The 16094-nt window shown below is 68.4% G+C and carries 15 protein-coding genes; 6 read left to right on the plus strand and 9 right to left on the minus strand.

Annotation, left to right across the window (positions count from 1 at the left end):
- Positions 1-35 precede the first annotated feature (35 nt).
- The 5 genes from kal to kdd are packed head-to-tail and all read right to left on the minus strand — an operon-like array spanning position 36 to position 5381.
- Entirely contained in the window at positions 36-425 is a 390-nt protein-coding gene (kal, locus tag E0H45_RS16435) for a 3-aminobutyryl-CoA ammonia lyase (protein WP_131338203.1), read from the minus strand.
- A 2-nt stretch (positions 426-427) separates the two neighbouring features.
- Positions 428-1198 (minus strand): lysine 5,6-aminomutase subunit beta, encoded by a 771-nt coding sequence (gene kamE, locus E0H45_RS16440; RefSeq protein WP_131338204.1) that lies wholly within the window; start codon positions 1196-1198, stop codon positions 428-430.
- Positions 1195-2751, minus strand: a complete 1557-nt coding sequence (gene kamD, locus E0H45_RS16445; protein WP_165546486.1) for a lysine 5,6-aminomutase subunit alpha — start codon at positions 2749-2751, stop codon at positions 1195-1197. The genes kamE and kamD overlap by 4 nt, the downstream gene beginning before the upstream one ends.
- Positions 2748-4334, minus strand: a complete 1587-nt coding sequence (locus E0H45_RS16450) for an amidohydrolase (protein ID WP_131338206.1) — start codon at positions 4332-4334, stop codon at positions 2748-2750. The genes kamD and E0H45_RS16450 overlap by 4 nt, the downstream gene beginning before the upstream one ends.
- A 3-nt stretch (positions 4335-4337) precedes the next feature.
- The gene (gene kdd, locus E0H45_RS16455; protein WP_131338207.1) at positions 4338-5381 is read right to left on the minus strand and encodes an L-erythro-3,5-diaminohexanoate dehydrogenase; all 1044 of its coding nucleotides are present in this window, start codon (positions 5379-5381) and stop codon (positions 4338-4340) included.
- Positions 5382-5537: 156 nt separating this feature from the next.
- On the opposite strand from kdd, the gene E0H45_RS16460 reads away from it, so the two are divergent.
- From E0H45_RS16460 to E0H45_RS16470, 3 genes are all read left to right on the plus strand, one after another.
- On the plus strand, positions 5538-7004 hold the full coding sequence (locus E0H45_RS16460) for a KamA family radical SAM protein (RefSeq protein ID WP_131338208.1): 1467 nt from the start codon (positions 5538-5540) through the stop codon (positions 7002-7004).
- A 269-nt stretch (positions 7005-7273) separates the two neighbouring features.
- Positions 7274-7564, plus strand: coding sequence for a hypothetical protein (locus E0H45_RS16465; protein ID WP_131338209.1), 291 nt, complete (start codon positions 7274-7276; stop codon positions 7562-7564).
- A gap of 193 nt (positions 7565-7757) precedes the next feature.
- The gene (locus tag E0H45_RS16470) at positions 7758-9572 is read left to right on the plus strand and encodes a DUF8094 domain-containing protein (protein ID WP_131338210.1); all 1815 of its coding nucleotides are present in this window, start codon (positions 7758-7760) and stop codon (positions 9570-9572) included.
- A 6-nt stretch (positions 9573-9578) separates the two neighbouring features.
- On the opposite strand, the gene E0H45_RS16475 is transcribed toward E0H45_RS16470, so the two are convergent.
- Positions 9579-10238 carry an HAD family hydrolase gene (locus tag E0H45_RS16475; RefSeq protein ID WP_131338211.1) on the minus strand — a complete coding sequence of 220 codons (660 nt, stop codon included), beginning with the start codon at positions 10236-10238 and terminating at the stop codon, positions 9579-9581.
- Complete coding sequence (locus E0H45_RS16480) at positions 10235-10675, minus strand: Lrp/AsnC family transcriptional regulator (protein ID WP_130385587.1); 441 nt, start codon at positions 10673-10675, stop codon at positions 10235-10237. The genes E0H45_RS16475 and E0H45_RS16480 overlap by 4 nt, the downstream gene beginning before the upstream one ends.
- Before the next feature lie 68 nt (positions 10676-10743).
- Between E0H45_RS16480 and E0H45_RS16485 the strand changes: the two genes are divergently transcribed.
- The 3 genes from E0H45_RS16485 to E0H45_RS16495 are packed head-to-tail and all read left to right on the plus strand — an operon-like array spanning position 10744 to position 13810.
- Positions 10744-11664 carry a 5'-3' exonuclease gene (locus tag E0H45_RS16485; RefSeq protein WP_131340487.1) on the plus strand — a complete coding sequence of 307 codons (921 nt, stop codon included), beginning with the start codon at positions 10744-10746 and terminating at the stop codon, positions 11662-11664.
- Positions 11661-12860, plus strand: a complete 1200-nt coding sequence (locus tag E0H45_RS16490) for a M20 metallopeptidase family protein (protein ID WP_131338212.1) — start codon at positions 11661-11663, stop codon at positions 12858-12860. The genes E0H45_RS16485 and E0H45_RS16490 overlap by 4 nt, the downstream gene beginning before the upstream one ends.
- An 8-nt stretch (positions 12861-12868) precedes the next feature.
- Positions 12869-13810 carry a GNAT family N-acetyltransferase gene (locus E0H45_RS16495; RefSeq protein ID WP_202872365.1) on the plus strand — a complete coding sequence of 314 codons (942 nt, stop codon included), beginning with the start codon at positions 12869-12871 and terminating at the stop codon, positions 13808-13810.
- Between the two features lie 5 nt (positions 13811-13815).
- On the opposite strand, the gene E0H45_RS16500 is transcribed toward E0H45_RS16495, so the two are convergent.
- Together E0H45_RS16500 and E0H45_RS16505 are read right to left on the minus strand one after the other, a co-directional pair.
- Positions 13816-14796, minus strand: a complete 981-nt coding sequence (locus tag E0H45_RS16500) for a nucleoside hydrolase (RefSeq protein ID WP_202872366.1) — start codon at positions 14794-14796, stop codon at positions 13816-13818.
- The gene (locus E0H45_RS16505) at positions 14726-16051 is read right to left on the minus strand and encodes an ABC transporter permease (RefSeq protein ID WP_131338213.1); all 1326 of its coding nucleotides are present in this window, start codon (positions 16049-16051) and stop codon (positions 14726-14728) included. Before E0H45_RS16505 ends, E0H45_RS16500 begins: the two co-directional genes overlap by 71 nt.
- Positions 16052-16094 lie beyond the last annotated feature (43 nt).

Genomic DNA, 16094 nt, shown 5'->3' on the forward strand with positions numbered 1-16094 from the left:
CACTCCACGTGATCGTTACCCTGGGCAACCAATCGTCACCCAACCGGTACGACGACGGTTCCCTTGGCCCTCGTGATCTCCAACGGTTCGGCCAGCACCTCGGCCGCCGATTCGGATTGGTCCGGACGTCCGCGGCACACGACGTACGCGCTGAAGTCGAGGTCGCGGCTGCGGTTGCCGACCCGGGTGATGACTGCCTTCACCTCGACGACGTCACCGGCCCGCAGCGGCTGCAGGAACTGCACGTCGGAGTACGACGCGAACAGTCCCTCGTCACCGTCCGCCTGGATGCACACCTCGGTCGCGACGTCGCCGAACAGCGCGAGCACGTACGCGCCGTCGACCAGGTTCCCGGCGTAGTGCGCATGGCTGTACGGAACGTACCGGCGATGCGCGACGGTCAGTCCAATGGTTGCCTTAGACACCTTTATGCGACCCCGCTTCTAGTTGAATGCAGCCTGTAGGCATGACGCCGGGTCACCAGCGCGTCGACGAGATAGCTGGCCACTTCACCCGGAGTCGTTCCGCGGCCGAACACCCGGTCGACGCCGAGCTCGCCGGCCATCTGCTCGGTGAAACGGGGGCCGCCGGCAACAAGTACAGGCCGCGCGTCCTCGGCGTACGCCTCCCGGAACGCAGCGGACATCTCCTTGGTGTTGAGTACGTGCGCCTCGCGCTGCGTCACCACCTGCGACACCAGGATCGCGTCGGCCTTGTCGGCCTTGGCCCGCCGGACCAGCTCCGGTACGGCGACCTGCGCGCCGAGGTTCACGACCTTCACCTCGCGGTAGTACTCCAGGCCCTTCTCCCCCGCGAATCCCTTGATGTTCAGGATCGCGTCGATACCGACCGTGTGCGCGTCGGTGCCGATGCAGGCGCCGACCACGGTCAGCCGGCGGCGCAGGCCCTTGCGGATCGCGAGGTTGACCTCCTTCGGCGACAGCAGCGGGTAGTCGCGCTCGATCACCTCGACCTTCGACGTGTCGACCAAGTGGTTCACGGGCCCGTAGACCACGAAGAACGTGAAGTCCGGGCCGATCGGCTTCGAGTGCACGACCAGGGCCGGATCCATGCCCATCTTGTTGGCCAGCTGGACCGCGGCACCCTCGGCGCGCTTGTCGTGCGGGACCGGCAACGTGAACGACAGCTGCACCATCCCGTCCCCGGTGGTGTCGCCGTACGGCCGGATGATGCTCACTGGCCCTCCTCCAACAGCTCGATCGCCGGGTTGTAGTACGCCGACGACTTGCGCGCGACCCCGTCCAGACCACGACCGGCGTCCTGCGGACGTTTCATCAGGCCGAAGGTGCCGTCGCCGATCGCGTTCAGCAGGCCGTCGTCGACGATCCGGTCCAGCAGCTCGACCGACTCGCCGAGGACCTGGCGGGCGCGGGACGCGATGAACCCGTTCGGCTCCGGCCGGAAGTCCTCGTGAAGGTTGCCCGCGGCACCCAACACGTAGCGGACGTTCTGCAGCGCCAGGTCGCGGTCCGAGATCCACGGCGTCACGACGGCCTCGGTCATCATGCCGACCAGCAGGATGCCCTGCCCGGTCATCGCACCGACCAGGTTGAAGAACCCGTCCAGCAGGTACCCGCGGAACACGTCGCCGGTCATGTGCCGGGTCGGCGGCATCCACTTCAGCGGCGCGTTCGGGAACAGCTGCCGCGCCAGCATCGCGTGCGCGAGCTCGAGCCGGAACGAGTCCGGGATGTCCGGGTTGATCTCGAACGCGTGCCCGAGACCCAGCTGCCAGTCCTCGAGCCCGGCCTCCTTGGCGAAGTACTCGTTCAGCAGCTGCGAGACCGTCACCGTGTGCGCGGCCTCGACCGCGTCCGCGGTGGTCAGGTAGTTGTCCTCGCCGGTGTTGATGATGATCCCGGCGCGGGCGTGGATCTGGCGGCTGAACCGCTGGTCGACGAACGTCCGGATCGGGTTGATGTCGCGGAAGAGGATCCCGTACATCGAGTCGTTCAGCATCATGTCGAGCCGCTCGAGCCCGGCCAGCGTCGCGATCTCCGGCATGCACAGGCCGGACGCGTAGTTGGTCAGCCGCACGTAGCGGCCGAGCTCCTTCGACGACTCGTCCAGCGCGGCCCGCATCAGCCGGAAGTTCTCCTGCGTCGCGTACGTGCCGGCGAACCCTTCGCGGGTCGCGCCCTCCGGCACGTAGTCGAGCAGCGACTGACCCGTCGACCGGATCACCGCGATGATGTCGGCGCCCTCGCGCGCGGCTGCCTGCGCCTGCGGGATGTCCTCGTAGATGTCGCCGGTGGCAACGATCAGGTAGATCCACGGCCGCTGCTCCGGGTCACCGTGGCGCTTGATCAGCCGGTCCCGCTCGCGCCGCCGCCCGTCGATCCGCTTCATCCCGGCGGCCGCCGCCTTGCGTGCGGCGGACCGAGCCCGTACGGCGTCACGGCCCTCGGGCATCCGGAACGTCACGGAACCCGACGCGGCCTTCTGCGCTAGCACTGCTAGGTCCTCAGCCTCGCCACGGAGCAGCGCATCCCACACGGGCAGCGCGAGCCCGTGGTCGAGGCCGACGTCCGCGCGCACGGTGTCCGCGAGCCGGTTCACCCACGGGATGCCTTCGGTGTCGGCACCGGTCAGCCCGGCGAGCCGCAGTACCGCTCGCTCGACCGACACCGTGGTGTGCTGCCGGGCGAGGTTGACGATCGGCTTGCCCGCCTTGCGCGCGAGGCTGCGCGCCTTCCGGACAGTGACTGGATCGAGGTCCAGCTTCTTCATGTTGGCCATCCCTCGGCTTCGTACACGACGCGGCCGCCAACGGTCGTCCGCAGGCAGGTAGGTGTTCCCTGGGTCAGATCCGGCAGCACCGGTACACCGGCACGCGGGTCCGTCGACCACGCAGCGACGCGCGTGTCCGGTGTCTGGACGACGAGGTCGGCATCGCTCTGCCAGATCGCGTACGTCGCGGCCGTGCTGGGCGCGAGCACTCCGGCGTCATCGATCCCCGCGGCCCGCCAGCCGCCTCGTGTATGCGCCTGGAACGCTGCGCGGACGGTGATCCGCTCCGACTGCTCATGGTGGAACGCTGCCGCCCGCACGGCCTCCCAGCCACCCACCTCCGTCACCGGTGCATCGGAGCCGAACGCGAGTACGACGCCCGCACGGGCCAGCGAACCGAACGGGTTCATCCCGCGCCAGCGGTCGCCGACGCGCTCGGCGTACATGCCGTCCGGGCCGCCCCACAGGGCGTCGAACCTCGGTTGCACACTCGCCACCACGCCGCAGCGCGCGAGCGTCGCGATTGTTGCCTCGTCCGCCATTTCGACGTGCTCGAGCCGGTGCCGCGCCGCAACGAGCGCCTGCACGCCGACCTTCTCGGCGGCGAGCTCGAAACCGCGCGCGATGTTGTCGAGCGCCTGGTCGCCGATGCAGTGGAAACCTGCCTGCACGTTCCGCTCGGTGCAGGCGATCACGTGCTCGGCGATCTGCTCCGCCGTCAGGTACGCGTGGCCGCGGTGGTCGGCGCGATCGGCGTACGGCTCCCGCAAAGCCGCCGTACGCGAGCCGAGGGCACCGTCTGCGTTCAGGTCACCGGCAAGACCGGCGAGGCCGTAGGTGCCGAGGTGCTCGAACGCGCCCGGTTCGCCCCAGTACAGCGTCGCGGCCAGACCGAGCTGCTCGGCCGTCTCGCGCACGATCGGCAGTTCCCACAACGGCCCGATGTGCGGTGCGGCCATCTCGTGGAACGCACCGATTCCCTTGGCTGCCATGGCCTTCAGCGCGGCCTCGATGTCCTGCCGCCGCTGATCCGGTCCGATCAGGTCGCCGAGAGCATCCCGTACGGCGTGATTCGCGGAGCGCTCCACGCGGCCGGTCTCGTCGTACCCCTCTTGATCCTTCGCCACGGGGACGAGGGCCGACGAGATGACGCCGGAGTGGCCGTCGATGCGGGACAGATAGACGCGGCGGCCGCCGCCTGCGCGGTCGAGCTCCTCGACGGTCGGCGGGCGACCTTCCGGCCAGGCGGTCTCGTCCCAGCCGGCGCTGTCGATGACCGCGTCCTCCGGGAGGTTCGCGGCGAATGCTGCGAGCCGATCGAGCGCGTCCGTCAACGAGGTCGTGCCGGCAAGGTCGAGTCCGGTCAGCACCGCGCCGGCACCGGCCGTGTGGACGTGGGCGTCGACGAACGCCGGCGTCACCAGCTTGCCGTCGAGGTCGATCACCTCGTCCGCGCCGTCGGCGTACGAACTCGCGCCGGTGTCGTCACCGAGCCAGGTCACCACCCCGTCGTCGAACGCGATCGCGGTCGCGTGGGGGTCGGCGGGCGAGTAGACGGAACCGTTCGTCAGAAGTGTGCGCACGGCCTAATCCTCCGCCAGCCTGCTCTCGAACAGACCACGGACACCCGGCTCGGTCCGCAACAGCTCCATCGCATAGTCCGCATGCCCGGGCACGTACCCGTTGCCGACCAGCATCGTGACGTCGGCGGCGAGCCCCTCCGCGCCGAGCGCGGCCGCGGAGAACGAGGTCGCCATCGAGAAGAAGATCACGGTGCCGCCGGCCGCCGTCGACAGGACGGCTCCGTGCTCACACCCCGGTACGTCGACGCACACCACGGTGATGTCCGCGGGTCCACCGGCCTCCTCGACCGCCTTCGCCAGAGCCACCGGATCGCGGGCGTCGGCCAGCGTCACGACATCGGCCAGACCGGCTGCGGTCAGGCGATCCTGCTCATGCTCGACCGGCACCACACCGATCGTGCGAGCAGCCCCGGCCGCGCGGGCGGCGGCCAGCGACAGCGACCCGGATTTACCTGCGCCGCCAATTACTGACACGACAGGCTTTATGCCTTTATCGACATACGATCGCACCACCCGAGCGGTCAGCGCCGGGGCGCCGCAGACGTCCATCACGGCCAGCGACAGCTCCGGCTTCAGGTCGTCGGGCAGCTTCGCGACGATCGACCGCGCGAACAGGATCGCGTGCCCCTGCGCGGGTACCTGCTCGCTCTTGCCGTCCCAGTCCCGCAGTTCGTCGGTGATCTGCAATGGGGTCAGCGTGAGCGAGACGAGGGTCGCGACCCGGTCGCCCTTGCGGACCCCGAGCGGCGAGTCCGGGCCGGCCTCGTCGACCACGCCGACGAGCATGCCGCCGGAGCCGGTGACCGGGTTCTGCATCTTGCCGCGGGCCTCGATGATGTCCAGCACCGCGCGGCGGATCGCCGTACCGTCACCGCCGTGCTGTTCGGCGAGCTGGCGGTACGACGCGGCGTCCAGGTTCAGCCGCTCGACGGCGATGCGGACCTCGTCGGGCCAGATCCCGGGACGTGCGTCGAGTCTCTCCGCCGCCTGCGGCAACACGCCGGACGGCGCGAGTACACGGTGCAGTCCTACCGGGCTCGATGACACGGATCCTCCTGTGCGGCCAAGGCTGTGCGGTCGGGCAAAATACTACTCACAGCGCGTCGTGACGGGAATTCTTGCGGCGTACTGTTGCATATAGGGGAAGTTCTATCGCTATCCTCACATGAGACAGCAATACCCCCGAAGCCCCGCGGAGGACCCGTGACCGACCTGATCACCCCGGAGCTGGCTCGTTCGGAGCAGCCTGGCGACGGTCAGCCGTACCTGTACCGGCGTGCCGAGCTGGTCGAGCCGGACTGGACCCGGCTGCCCGGCTGGAAGGACGTCACGGCCGAGGAGTGGCGCTCGGTGCAGTGGCAACGGTCGCATTGCGTGAAGAACGTGAAGCAGTTGCGTGAGGTCATGGGCGACCTGCTCGAGGACCGGCTGTACGACGATCTGACCCGCGACCAGGCCGAGCGCGCCACGATGTCGATGCTGCTGCCGCCGCAGATGCTGAACACGATCGTTCCTTCCGGTGCGGCCGACTACACGGAGGCGTTCTACGCCGACCCGGTCCGCCGCTACATGCTGCCGGTGTTCAGCGACCGCCGTTCCGACTGGCCGTCGCACCCGCACGCGGCCCGGGACTCGCTGCACGAGCACGAGATGTGGGCCACGGAGGGGTTGACCCACCGCTACCCGACCAAGGTCCTCGCGGAGATCCTGCCGACGTGTCCGCAGTACTGCGGTCACTGCACCCGGATGGACCTGGTCGGGAACTCGACGCCGGTGATCGACAAGCTGAAGTTCGTCGCCAAGCCGCAGACCCGGCTCGACGACATGCTCGACTACCTACGCCGTACGCCGGGAGTCCGGGACGTCGTCGTCTCCGGCGGCGACGTGGCGAACATGCCCTGGCCGCGGCTCGAGACGTTCCTGACCAACCTGCTGGAGATCGAGAACATCCGCGACATCCGGCTGGCCACCAAGGCGCTGATGGGGATGCCGCAGCACTGGCTGTCCTCCGACGTCCTGGGTGGGGTGGAGCGGGTGGCGCGGCTCGCGCGGGATCGCGGCGTCATGCTCGCGATGCATACGCATGTGAACGCGGCGCAGTCCGTGACGCCGCTGGTCGCCGAGGCGTCGAAGGCGATGCTCGAGGCCGGTCTGCGGGACGTGCGGAACCAGGGCGTGCTGATGCGCGGCGTCAACGACTCGATCCCGCAGCTGCTCGACCTGTGCTTCGCGTTGCTCGACGGCGCGAACATCACGCCGTACTACTTCTACATGTGCGACATGATCCCGTTCTCGGAGCACTGGCGGGTGTCGGTCCGCGACGCACAGCACCTGCAGCACGGCATCCTCGGCTACCTCCCCGGCTTCGCGACCCCGCGGATCGTGTGCGACGTCCCGTACGTCGGCAAGCGCTGGGTGCACCAGCTGTCCGAGTACGACGAGGTCCGCGGCATCTCGTACTGGAAGAAGAACTACCGCACCGGCATCGAACAGCAGGACCCTGAGGCGCTGAACCGCACCTACGAGTACTACGACCCGATCGACACCCTCCCTGCCGAAGGCCAGGACTGGTGGACCCAGCACGCCGGCAACCACCTGGCCGAAGCCGAAGCCCGCGCCGCCGCCTCCCGCACCGCCGCCGAGGCCCAGAAACTCCTCGACATCAACTGACCCCCAGGCCGCCTTCGGTGCCACTTATGCAGGGGATGGCACCGAAGGCTTGCAACTTCCTGCAATTCGCTCTTCGTGACCCACTAGATGCACACGGCAACCGTTAGCATCTCCGATCGTCCGGTCAACCGATCTGGGGAGCGCCTGATCACGGACGTCCAGACGGGCGATCTACTCCGGAGTACAGCGGCTATCCGATGCGGTTCGTTGCCTCAAGTAACAAACAGCTCAGTGTCTGGGAACGGCCGTCGGCCGGAGCCGGCTGGCGGTTGACCTTCATCGTGCCGCCCAGCGCAGGGCAGAAGGTGCCGGACGTCGGCAGTGTGAGAGAGGTCGCACCAACTGCGGCAGCCGGACTGGTCGAGTCGCCGTCGGTCGCGGCCACGAAGTTCGCAGGCCTCCTCACGGTCGGTGCGAAGTCGCCGGACGCGACGTTGTTCGCACCAACTCCAGAGGTCAGCAAGCTGCAGCAGAATCTGGCGACCGACCACGCGACAGTCGACACTCGCTACATCCTCGCGGTGACGGACACCTTCAGGTGCTCGCCTTCTTCACGCTGACCGACGCGAATGTGATGCCTTCGCGGTTCGGCGCGATGTGGCCCGTTGGTCAGACGGGCGGGTACTGACGTCTGGACTTGGTGCGGGTTGTAGGCCCGGGGCGTTCGGTGGGCTGGGGTGGGGTTAGCATCACGCGTCTGTTTGTCGAGCGGTGTGTCTGGGGCATGCCGCGAACTCGGGAGTTCTTGTGCGGGTGATCCGCAGGATATTCGGCGTACTGCTGGCTTTGATCGGGTTGATCGTCGCGGTTGTTGGTGGTGCGGCGGCGTTCTGGTTGATCGGGCCGGACAACACGGTTCAGTCTGGTGAACAGCATCTGAGCAGCAAGGGGCTTGCGATCGCGAGTACGCCGGATCTGCTGAACCGGCATGGTCCGGTACTGCACGTCGACGTACGGTCGACGAAGAATCAGCCGGTGTTCGTCGGGGTGGCTCGGGACTTCGACGTCAGCAGCTATCTGAAGGGTTTCGCGCACACGAAGCTCGTGCAGGTGCAGTATCCGATCGCGTTGTCGACGCAGGACGAGAAGGGTACGGCGGGTCCGCTCGCGGCGCCGGACACGCTCGACTGGTGGGTCGCGAAGGCGAACGGCACCGGTACGCAGTCGATCGCGTGGCCGATCGAGGACGGCCCGTACGACGTCGTCGTCATGAACGCCGACGGGAAGACGGCTCCCGACGTACAGGTCGACCTGGGCATCGAGATCCCGAAAGCGTTTGCGAGCGCGCTGGGCGTGTTCGCCGTCGGGATCGTTCTGCTTGCCCTCGGCATCCTCCTCGTCCTCTTCCGCCGCCGTCCAGCCAAACCCCAGCACGGCGAGCCGGCGCATCTCCCCCACGCCCAGGACAACTCTCAGTCCCCGCAGGCTCAGTACCCACCGACCCAGCCCGCGCCGGTCCAGTACCCGCCCGCGCAAGGTGCACCGCCCGCACGTCCCCCGATGCCGACCGGTCCACAACACCAGGGCCAACCAGTCCAAGGCCAGCCTGTCCAGCAACCACCCCACGGTCAGCCTCAGCGGCCTGCGGGTGGTGGGGCGATTCGTCGGGTGATTGTTGGCGGGCTGGCGTTCGGGTTGGTGTCGGGTTGTGCGGCGGTTCCGCAGGCGGACAGTGTGACGGCGCTCACCCGGCCGGCGATCACAGACTCGGCCGCGGTGGCGGTGATCAAGCACTACAACGTCGTGAACAACAAGGCGAACAGCACCCGCGACGACAAGCTCATCGCGACCGTTGAAGGCGGCAACCTTGTTCGCGAGAGCCAAGCCGGATACGAAATCGACCGCGTCGCCAAGGACAAGCCCACAGGCCCATTCGTCTACACCAACCCGGTGATCGGCGCGCCGCAGTCCGCCGCCTATCCGATGAGCTTCGTCAGCAACTCAGGCATCTCAACCAACAAGGCCTACCGCCACCTCGGCGTGTGGGAGCGCGAGACCGCCGGCAGCCCGTGGATGATCACGTTCGCCGCAGGTGTGAAGACGGCCGTCAAACTCCCGGACTTCACCGGCCTCCGCGCAGCGACGAAGGCCGACGACACCAGGCTCGCGGCCGCCCCGCAGGTCGCCGCGACCAGCCTGGCGACGTACCTGACCGGCGGTGCCAAGTCACCGCGCGCCGCCGCGTTCCAGCCGAACGCGGACATCACGGAGATGCTTGCGGGCATCGTGAGCAACAGGGCCGCGAAGGCGAAGAAGCGCGGATCAACCCTGAGCATCAGCGACACGTTCACGGCACCAGAGCAGTCGCCCGCGTTCGTCACCAAGTCCGGTACGGCGGTGGTGTTCGTCTCGCTCAACCACGAGTACACGCTGGTGCCGGGCGTCAACTGGCGCTACTGGTGGGACGGGATGCCGGAGAACGCGTTCAGCCCGAAGTCGGTCATGTACTACAACCGCCTCACCTCGGAGACGATCCACGACGCCGTGCTGGTCATCCCGCCGAAGGGCAAAGGCAAGATCCAGGTCGCGTCCTTCGAGTCCCAGGTCGTCGCCGCCGGCGGTTCCTGAGCCAGGTCAGGCGAGATAGGTCGTGAGTTCGGCGTACGTCGTGATCGTCGGGCCGGACCAGCTCGGGTCGCTGTCGGCGTGCTCGATGGTGCGGATCGCGTGCATGCCGAGGGAGGCGGCGGCCGGGAGCTCGTTGTCGTTGCCGTCGCCAACGTAGATGCAGTCGCCGGGGTCGGCGCCGAGTGCCGCGCAGGCGGTCTCGTAGATCGCCGGCTCCGGTTTGGCGGCGCCGACCTCGGCGGAGAACGCGGTCGCGTCGAAGTACTGAGCGAGCGGGCTGGTCGGCCACTGGACCTGGGTTTCGGCGGTGATGTTGCTGACCAGCCCGATCCGCCAGCCCGCCGCCTTGAACGCGGCCAATGTCTCCAGCGTCGCCACAGGCGCTCGGCCGAGCAGCCGCTGGGCGAGCGCCCGGCGCAGGCCCGTTGCCTCCTGCACCTGTTCGTCGGTCGGCGTACCACCGCACCGCTCGGCGATCACCCGCAATGTGCTCGGCAGATCGCCGTACGCACCGATGAACCGCTCGTACGACGACGCGTCGAACGCTCGCTGGAACGCCACGGCATCGACCCCGAGCACGGCGCCCATCCGCGCATTGACTCCGTCCCGCTCGGCGTCCCCACCCGAGACCAGCGTGCTGAACAGGTCGCTGAGCAGGACCTTCACAGCGCCGGTGGGCGGCGTTCGTACGGCGTACTCAGCACGATCGTCGTGGTCGTGGAGACGTTCGCGCGGGCCCGGATCACGGCCAGCAGGTTCTCCAGCGCGGCCGGTGAGGCGACGCGGACGACGAGGACGTAGCTGGAGTCACCGGCCACCGAGTAGCAGGACTCGATCTCCGGGACCTCCCGCAGCCGCTCCGGTGAGTCGTCCGGCTGCGACGGGTCGATCGGCCGGATCGAGATCAGCGCGGTCAGCGGCAGGTCCAGTGCGGTGTGGTCGACGGTGGCGGCGTACCCCTGGATGATCCCGCGCTGCTCGAGCCGCTTCACCCGCTGATGTACGGCCGACGTGGACAGGCCGGTCGCCTTGCCCAGGTCGGTGAAGCTCATCCTGCCGTCGGACGCGAGCAGCCCGACGATCTTGCGGTCCAGGTCCTCCATCCTGGAGACCCTACTGCCGCGAGCGCCCGGCATGAAAGCATCTCCCTATGGCTGAGACACAGCGGCTGATGCTGCTCGACACCGCGTCGCTCTATTTCCGGGCGTTCTTCGGCGTCCCGGACACGATGAAGGCCGCCGACGGTACGCCGACGAACGCGATCCGGGGGCTGCTCGACTTCATCGCCCGGCTGGCCGACAACCACAAGCCGACCCATCTGGTCGCCTGCTGGGACGACAACTGGCGCCCGTCGTGGCGGGTCGCGCTGATTCCGTCGTACAAGGCGCAGCGGGTCGAGTTCGTGTCGGCGAAGGGCGAGCAGGTCGAGGACGTGCCCGACCGCCTGGAGGCGCAGATCCCGTACATCCGGGCCTGCCTGGAGGCGATCGGGATCACTGTCGTCGGCGCGGCCGACCACGAGGCCGACGACGTGATCGGCACGCTGTCGCATCAGGCGACGATGCCGGTCGACGTCGTCACCGGGGACCGCGACCTGTTCCAGCTGATCGACGACAGCCGCGGCATCCGCGTCGTCTACACGGCCGCCCGCGGCGTCGGCCGGGCCGAGGTGTACGACGAGAAGGCGCTGCTCGCGAAGTACGAGGTCCCCGCCCAGCGGTACGCCGACTTCGCGACGCTGCGTGGTGACGCGTCCGACGGACTGCCCGGCGTGAAGGGCGTCGGCGAGAAGACGGCCGCCTCGCTCGTCACGGCGTACGGCGACCTGGACGCGATCCGCGCCGCGGCCGCCGACCCGAGTACGCCGATGGCGCCCGGGGTGAAGAAGAAGATCGTCGCCGCGGCCGACTACCTCGACGTCGCGCCGAAGGTGGTCGCGGTGGCGAAGGACGCACCGGTCGGAACGTACGACGCGACGCTGCCGCGCACCATCAAGGACCCGGAACGCTGGCTGGATCTCGTCGAACTGCTCGAGCTCGGCAGTAGCGCCCAACGCGTCATGGCGGCCCTCGACCTGGGCCCGAAAGCATGAGGACGCGCGAGCTGGCGGAGCAGTTCCGCGAAGAGATCGTCATGTTGCGCCGGGCGCTGCACCAGGTCCCGGAGTACGACCTCGACCTGCCGAAGACGCAGCAGTTGATCCTGGACGCGCTCGAGGGTTTGCCGCTGGAGATCACGCTCGGTAAGGAACTGTCGTCGGTGACCGCCGTACTGCGGGGCGGTGGCGGGCCTGGTCCCGTCGTACTCCTGCGCGGCGACATGGACGCGCTGCCGGTCACCGAGCGGACCGACGTACCGTTCGCGTCCCAGCATCCCGGGATGATGCACGCCTGCGGCCACGACCTCCACGTTGCCGGGCTCGTCGGCGCCGCGAAGGTGCTGTGTGCGATGCGGGACGAGCTGCCGGGGGACGTGGTGTTCATGTTCCAGCCGGGCGAGGAGACAACGGGTGGTGCGCCGATCATGATCCGCGAAGGGGTGCTCGACGCGGCCGGCCGCCGGGCGGATGCGGCGTACGGGCTGCATGTCGGGGCGTCGTCGCAGCCGTTGGGGATGTGGAGCAGCAAGCCCGGATCGTTCATGGCCGCGGCCGACCAGTTGTCCGTGCGCGTCGTCGGCGCCGGTACCCACGGCTCGACGCCGTACCGCGGTAAGGACCCGATCCCGGTGCTGTGCGAGATCGTGACCGCGTTGCAGATGATGATCACGCGGCAGTTCGACGTGTTCGACCCGGTCGTCCTCACCGTCGGCCGGATCGCGGGCGGCACCAAGGAGAACATCATCCCGGACGACGCGTTCTTCGACGCGACCGTGCGGACGTTCTCCGAGGAGGCCCGGGCGAAGGTGCAGGAGGCGTCGGTCCAGCTGGCCGAGGGGCTCGCGGCCGCACACGGGCTGCAGGTCGAGGCGGAGTACCGGGTCGGGTATCCGGTGACGGTCAACAACGAGGCGGAGTACGAGTTCGCTCGGGACACCATCGTCGACGTCTTCGGCCCGGACCGATTCCGCCAACGCCCGAACCCACGCTGCGGCGCCGAGGACTTCTCCTTCATCCTGCAGGAGGTCCCCGGCGTCTACCTCAACCTCAGCGCCTGCGCCTCCCCCGACCCCGACGCAGCCGCCGACAACCACTCCCCACTGGCCAACTTCGACGACTCAGTCCTCCCCGACGGCGCGGCCCTCCTGGCCGAACTCGCCGTACGCCGCCTCCGCCGTACCCCTGCCTAGGAGCTCACTTGACGCTGACATACCGACACCTGACCGGTCCTGAGGAGATCGAGCTGTTCTGCCGGCTCACCTATGTCCTCGACCACGAACTGCCGGACGACTTCGCCAACGGCTGCCGGCGCCCCGAGTGGACCTGGGTGGCCGTCGACGGCGACCGTGTCCTCGCCCGGCTGGCCTGGTGGACGACCCCGGGCGGCGACGTCCCGCTGCAGTTCGACTTCTTCGACATCGACGACACGCTGCCGCAAGCCGACCGCGACGAGATCGGCCTTCAGCTGTTCGAGACGGCCAGGGCGGCGGTCTTTCCGGCTGGCGCGAAGCTGCCGGGGTACGGGCGCTTCGTCCCGCCTGACTGGCGTGAGAACCCCGCGGCCCGCGAGGTGGTCGAGTCCCGCACGCGCGTCCTCGAGAGCACGGGCGCGCGGCTGCTGGTCGAGCGGCTCCGGTTGGAGTGGACGCCGTCGTCCCTGCTCCCAGAGTCCAAGGGCCAGCTTGTGTTCCGGCCGGTGGCCGACCGCGAGGATCTGCTCGCTCTCATGACTCCGGTGATGGAGGGCACGCTCGACGCCCACGGCCAGGCGGACCTGGCCTCCGGGCTGAGCGCGCGCGAGGCGGCGGAACAGCACTACGACGAGGAGTTCGCCGGGTTCAAGAGCCCGCACGAATGGTGGCAGATCGCCGAACTCCCCGACGGGGGCGGTCCGGTGGGCTTCGTGGTGCCCGCCCGCAACAACTACCACCCGATCATCGCGTACATCGGCGTACTCCCCGCACACCGCGGCCACGGCTACATCGACGAGATCCTTGCCGAGGGCACCCGCATCCTGGCCGCCGAGGGCGTCGACCGGATCCGGGCCTCGACGGACCTGGGCAACGTGCCCATGGCGAAGGCTTTCGCCCGCGCCGGCTACGTCAACTTCGAACGCGCACTCAACCTGGTCTGGGACTGAGGGCGTCAGCTCAACGCCTTGTCCAGCCAGGCCATGAAAGCCGAGTAGTCAGCCGATACCGACATCGCGATCTCGACCCCGTCGGCGCTCGGCGTCATCCGCGCGATGGAATCCAGCGCGACGCGCTCACGCACGAAACGCACCCCCGGCCAGAGCAGCGCGGCCGCCAGCGTCAGCGCGTCGTGCTGGATGCACGGGTACTTCGCCATCCAGCGATCGAAATGCTCCCGCAGCACCCGCTCCCACGGCCGTGCGTCCGGCGCGGCCCACCGTTTGTAGAGCGGCGACTCGGCCGTGATTTCGATGGCCGGATTGAACGTCACGTCGGACAGCACGAACGTCGGCGGTCCCCAACGCCCCAGGGTCGGCAGGATCTCGATCGCCGCGTCCGGATCCGCCCGAAAGTTGTGCTCGGCCCGTAACGGATCCCGGTAGTTGATCGCCCCGCCCATCTGCGTGACCACCATCCGGGCCACCAACTCCGGCCGCTCCCGCTGCACGGTCGCCAGATTCGACAACGGCCCCATCCCCACCCACCGAAGCCGGCCATCCAGCCCAGCAAAGATCTCACTCACCGCCGCCACAACGTCCGTCTCCTGCCGAGGCACGCCGGCCGGACACATCCCCCCGACGACAAATCCCCTCCGGTTCCCCACATCGGACCCCGCCACGACGCGAACATCCGATCGCCCCGCGAGATCCAGCAACCACCGCACAAACCGAGCTCGCTCCCCATCGAACTCGTCACTCGTGACCACCAGCGCCAACTCCGGCACCAACCGAGCCGCCACCACCAACGCCACACTGTCGTCGGGATCCCCACCGGCGTCCGTGTCGATGATCATCGGCGCCCGAGCAATCGCGGGCACGCCGAAAGGAGGCGGAGGCCCGCCGACGAGCAGCGGACCGGACTCGTCAGAGGTCGCGTCCATCCACGCGAGGGCCATCCACTCGTCCTCGGGATCCCTCTCGCTGTCCTCGCCCATCCCCACCTCCGCCCGTTCGCATCGAGTTGAACACATTCTCGACGAACACCCGTTTGTCCCCGTCACTCCCGCACCGCTCGTACGCGGCCCAGATCGCCTCCCTGTCACGTTCCGGTACGTGCGCGCGGTCCAACGTCTTCTGCAGTGCTTCCACCTGCTGGTTGTCGGCCCTGTACACGAACGAGTCGAGCATCTCCGCAAGCCGCGGATCGGTCGATCCACCTCTGATCCACGCGCGGATCTCGCTGCGATACCGCCCGGCCCAGTCGTCCAGCCAGCCCCGGTAGTTGCTCCCGGCATCACGCAGTACGGCGACATCCCGCGCCAGATCCGCGACCGCCTTCAGATTCACCACTTTCACGCCCTCCCGTACGCGAGGCTCACGCAGCCGGGGCGACAGCCGCACTCGGCTCAACCCCCTCAGGAGCTCCGGATCGTGGCGTTGGCCGGACTGCTCAGGTCCATGGGCGCCGATCCGTTCCGGGCTTGTCATCGGGCCGTTCAGCAACTTCTCGATGCTGTGCAGGGCAAGCCGGTGCGCGAACGTCTTCGACTCGTCGGCGGGGAGGACCTCGAGAGCTCGCCCGTGCTGCGTCTCCGCCACGGACAGGTGCACCTCGTATCCCTTCTTGCTCCCTGGATGCGGGTCGTCCGGCGACTCGCCGTAGAAGGCGTACCGCCCGAGGAATTCCGTCTCCGGGTAAACCGCGGCGAGCAGCTCCTGCACGCTGCCTTTGAAACTCGTGTCGACCAGAGCCACCCGGCTCCCCGGCCGGCCAACCGGCACCTGCTCGTCGTGGAGGTAGTCGGTAAGCATCCGAAGCCCACCGATCGTGTTCGCAGGATTCACTCGTGGCGCCGCGCCCCGAAATGTCTGCAGCTCGGGAAACGTCAGGCCCTGATGACGCTCCAGATCCTGAAGCGCGTTCTCGACGAGGATCCGTGACAGGACCAGGTTCGACCCGTGCCGACGGAAGAACTGCCCGTCGAGTTGCTCCATCGCCAGCGCAAGATGATGTCCGTCGCGGCCGAGCGCGACGACCCGATCGACCTTCCGCGTAGCGACGTCGTCGCGAAGGTCGGCGAGCATGTCGTCGGCGACCCTGACCATCAGCGGGGCCGGAAACTCGTAGGCAACGAGGTACGCGTCCCGCAGCGTCGTGATGTCTGCGAGGTCGGAGATGCTCAACTGCGCAGCAACCCGGCGCGCGGTCCGGGCGCTGCGTTCAAGTGCGTGGGCTGAGTTCTCGGGCACGCATCAAGTACCGCACAGTTGACGATGCCGCCGCGGAAGTTAT

The sequence above is a fragment of the Kribbella soli genome (assembly GCF_004331345.1).
Classification (GTDB): Bacteria; Actinomycetota; Actinomycetes; order Propionibacteriales; family Kribbellaceae; genus Kribbella; species Kribbella soli.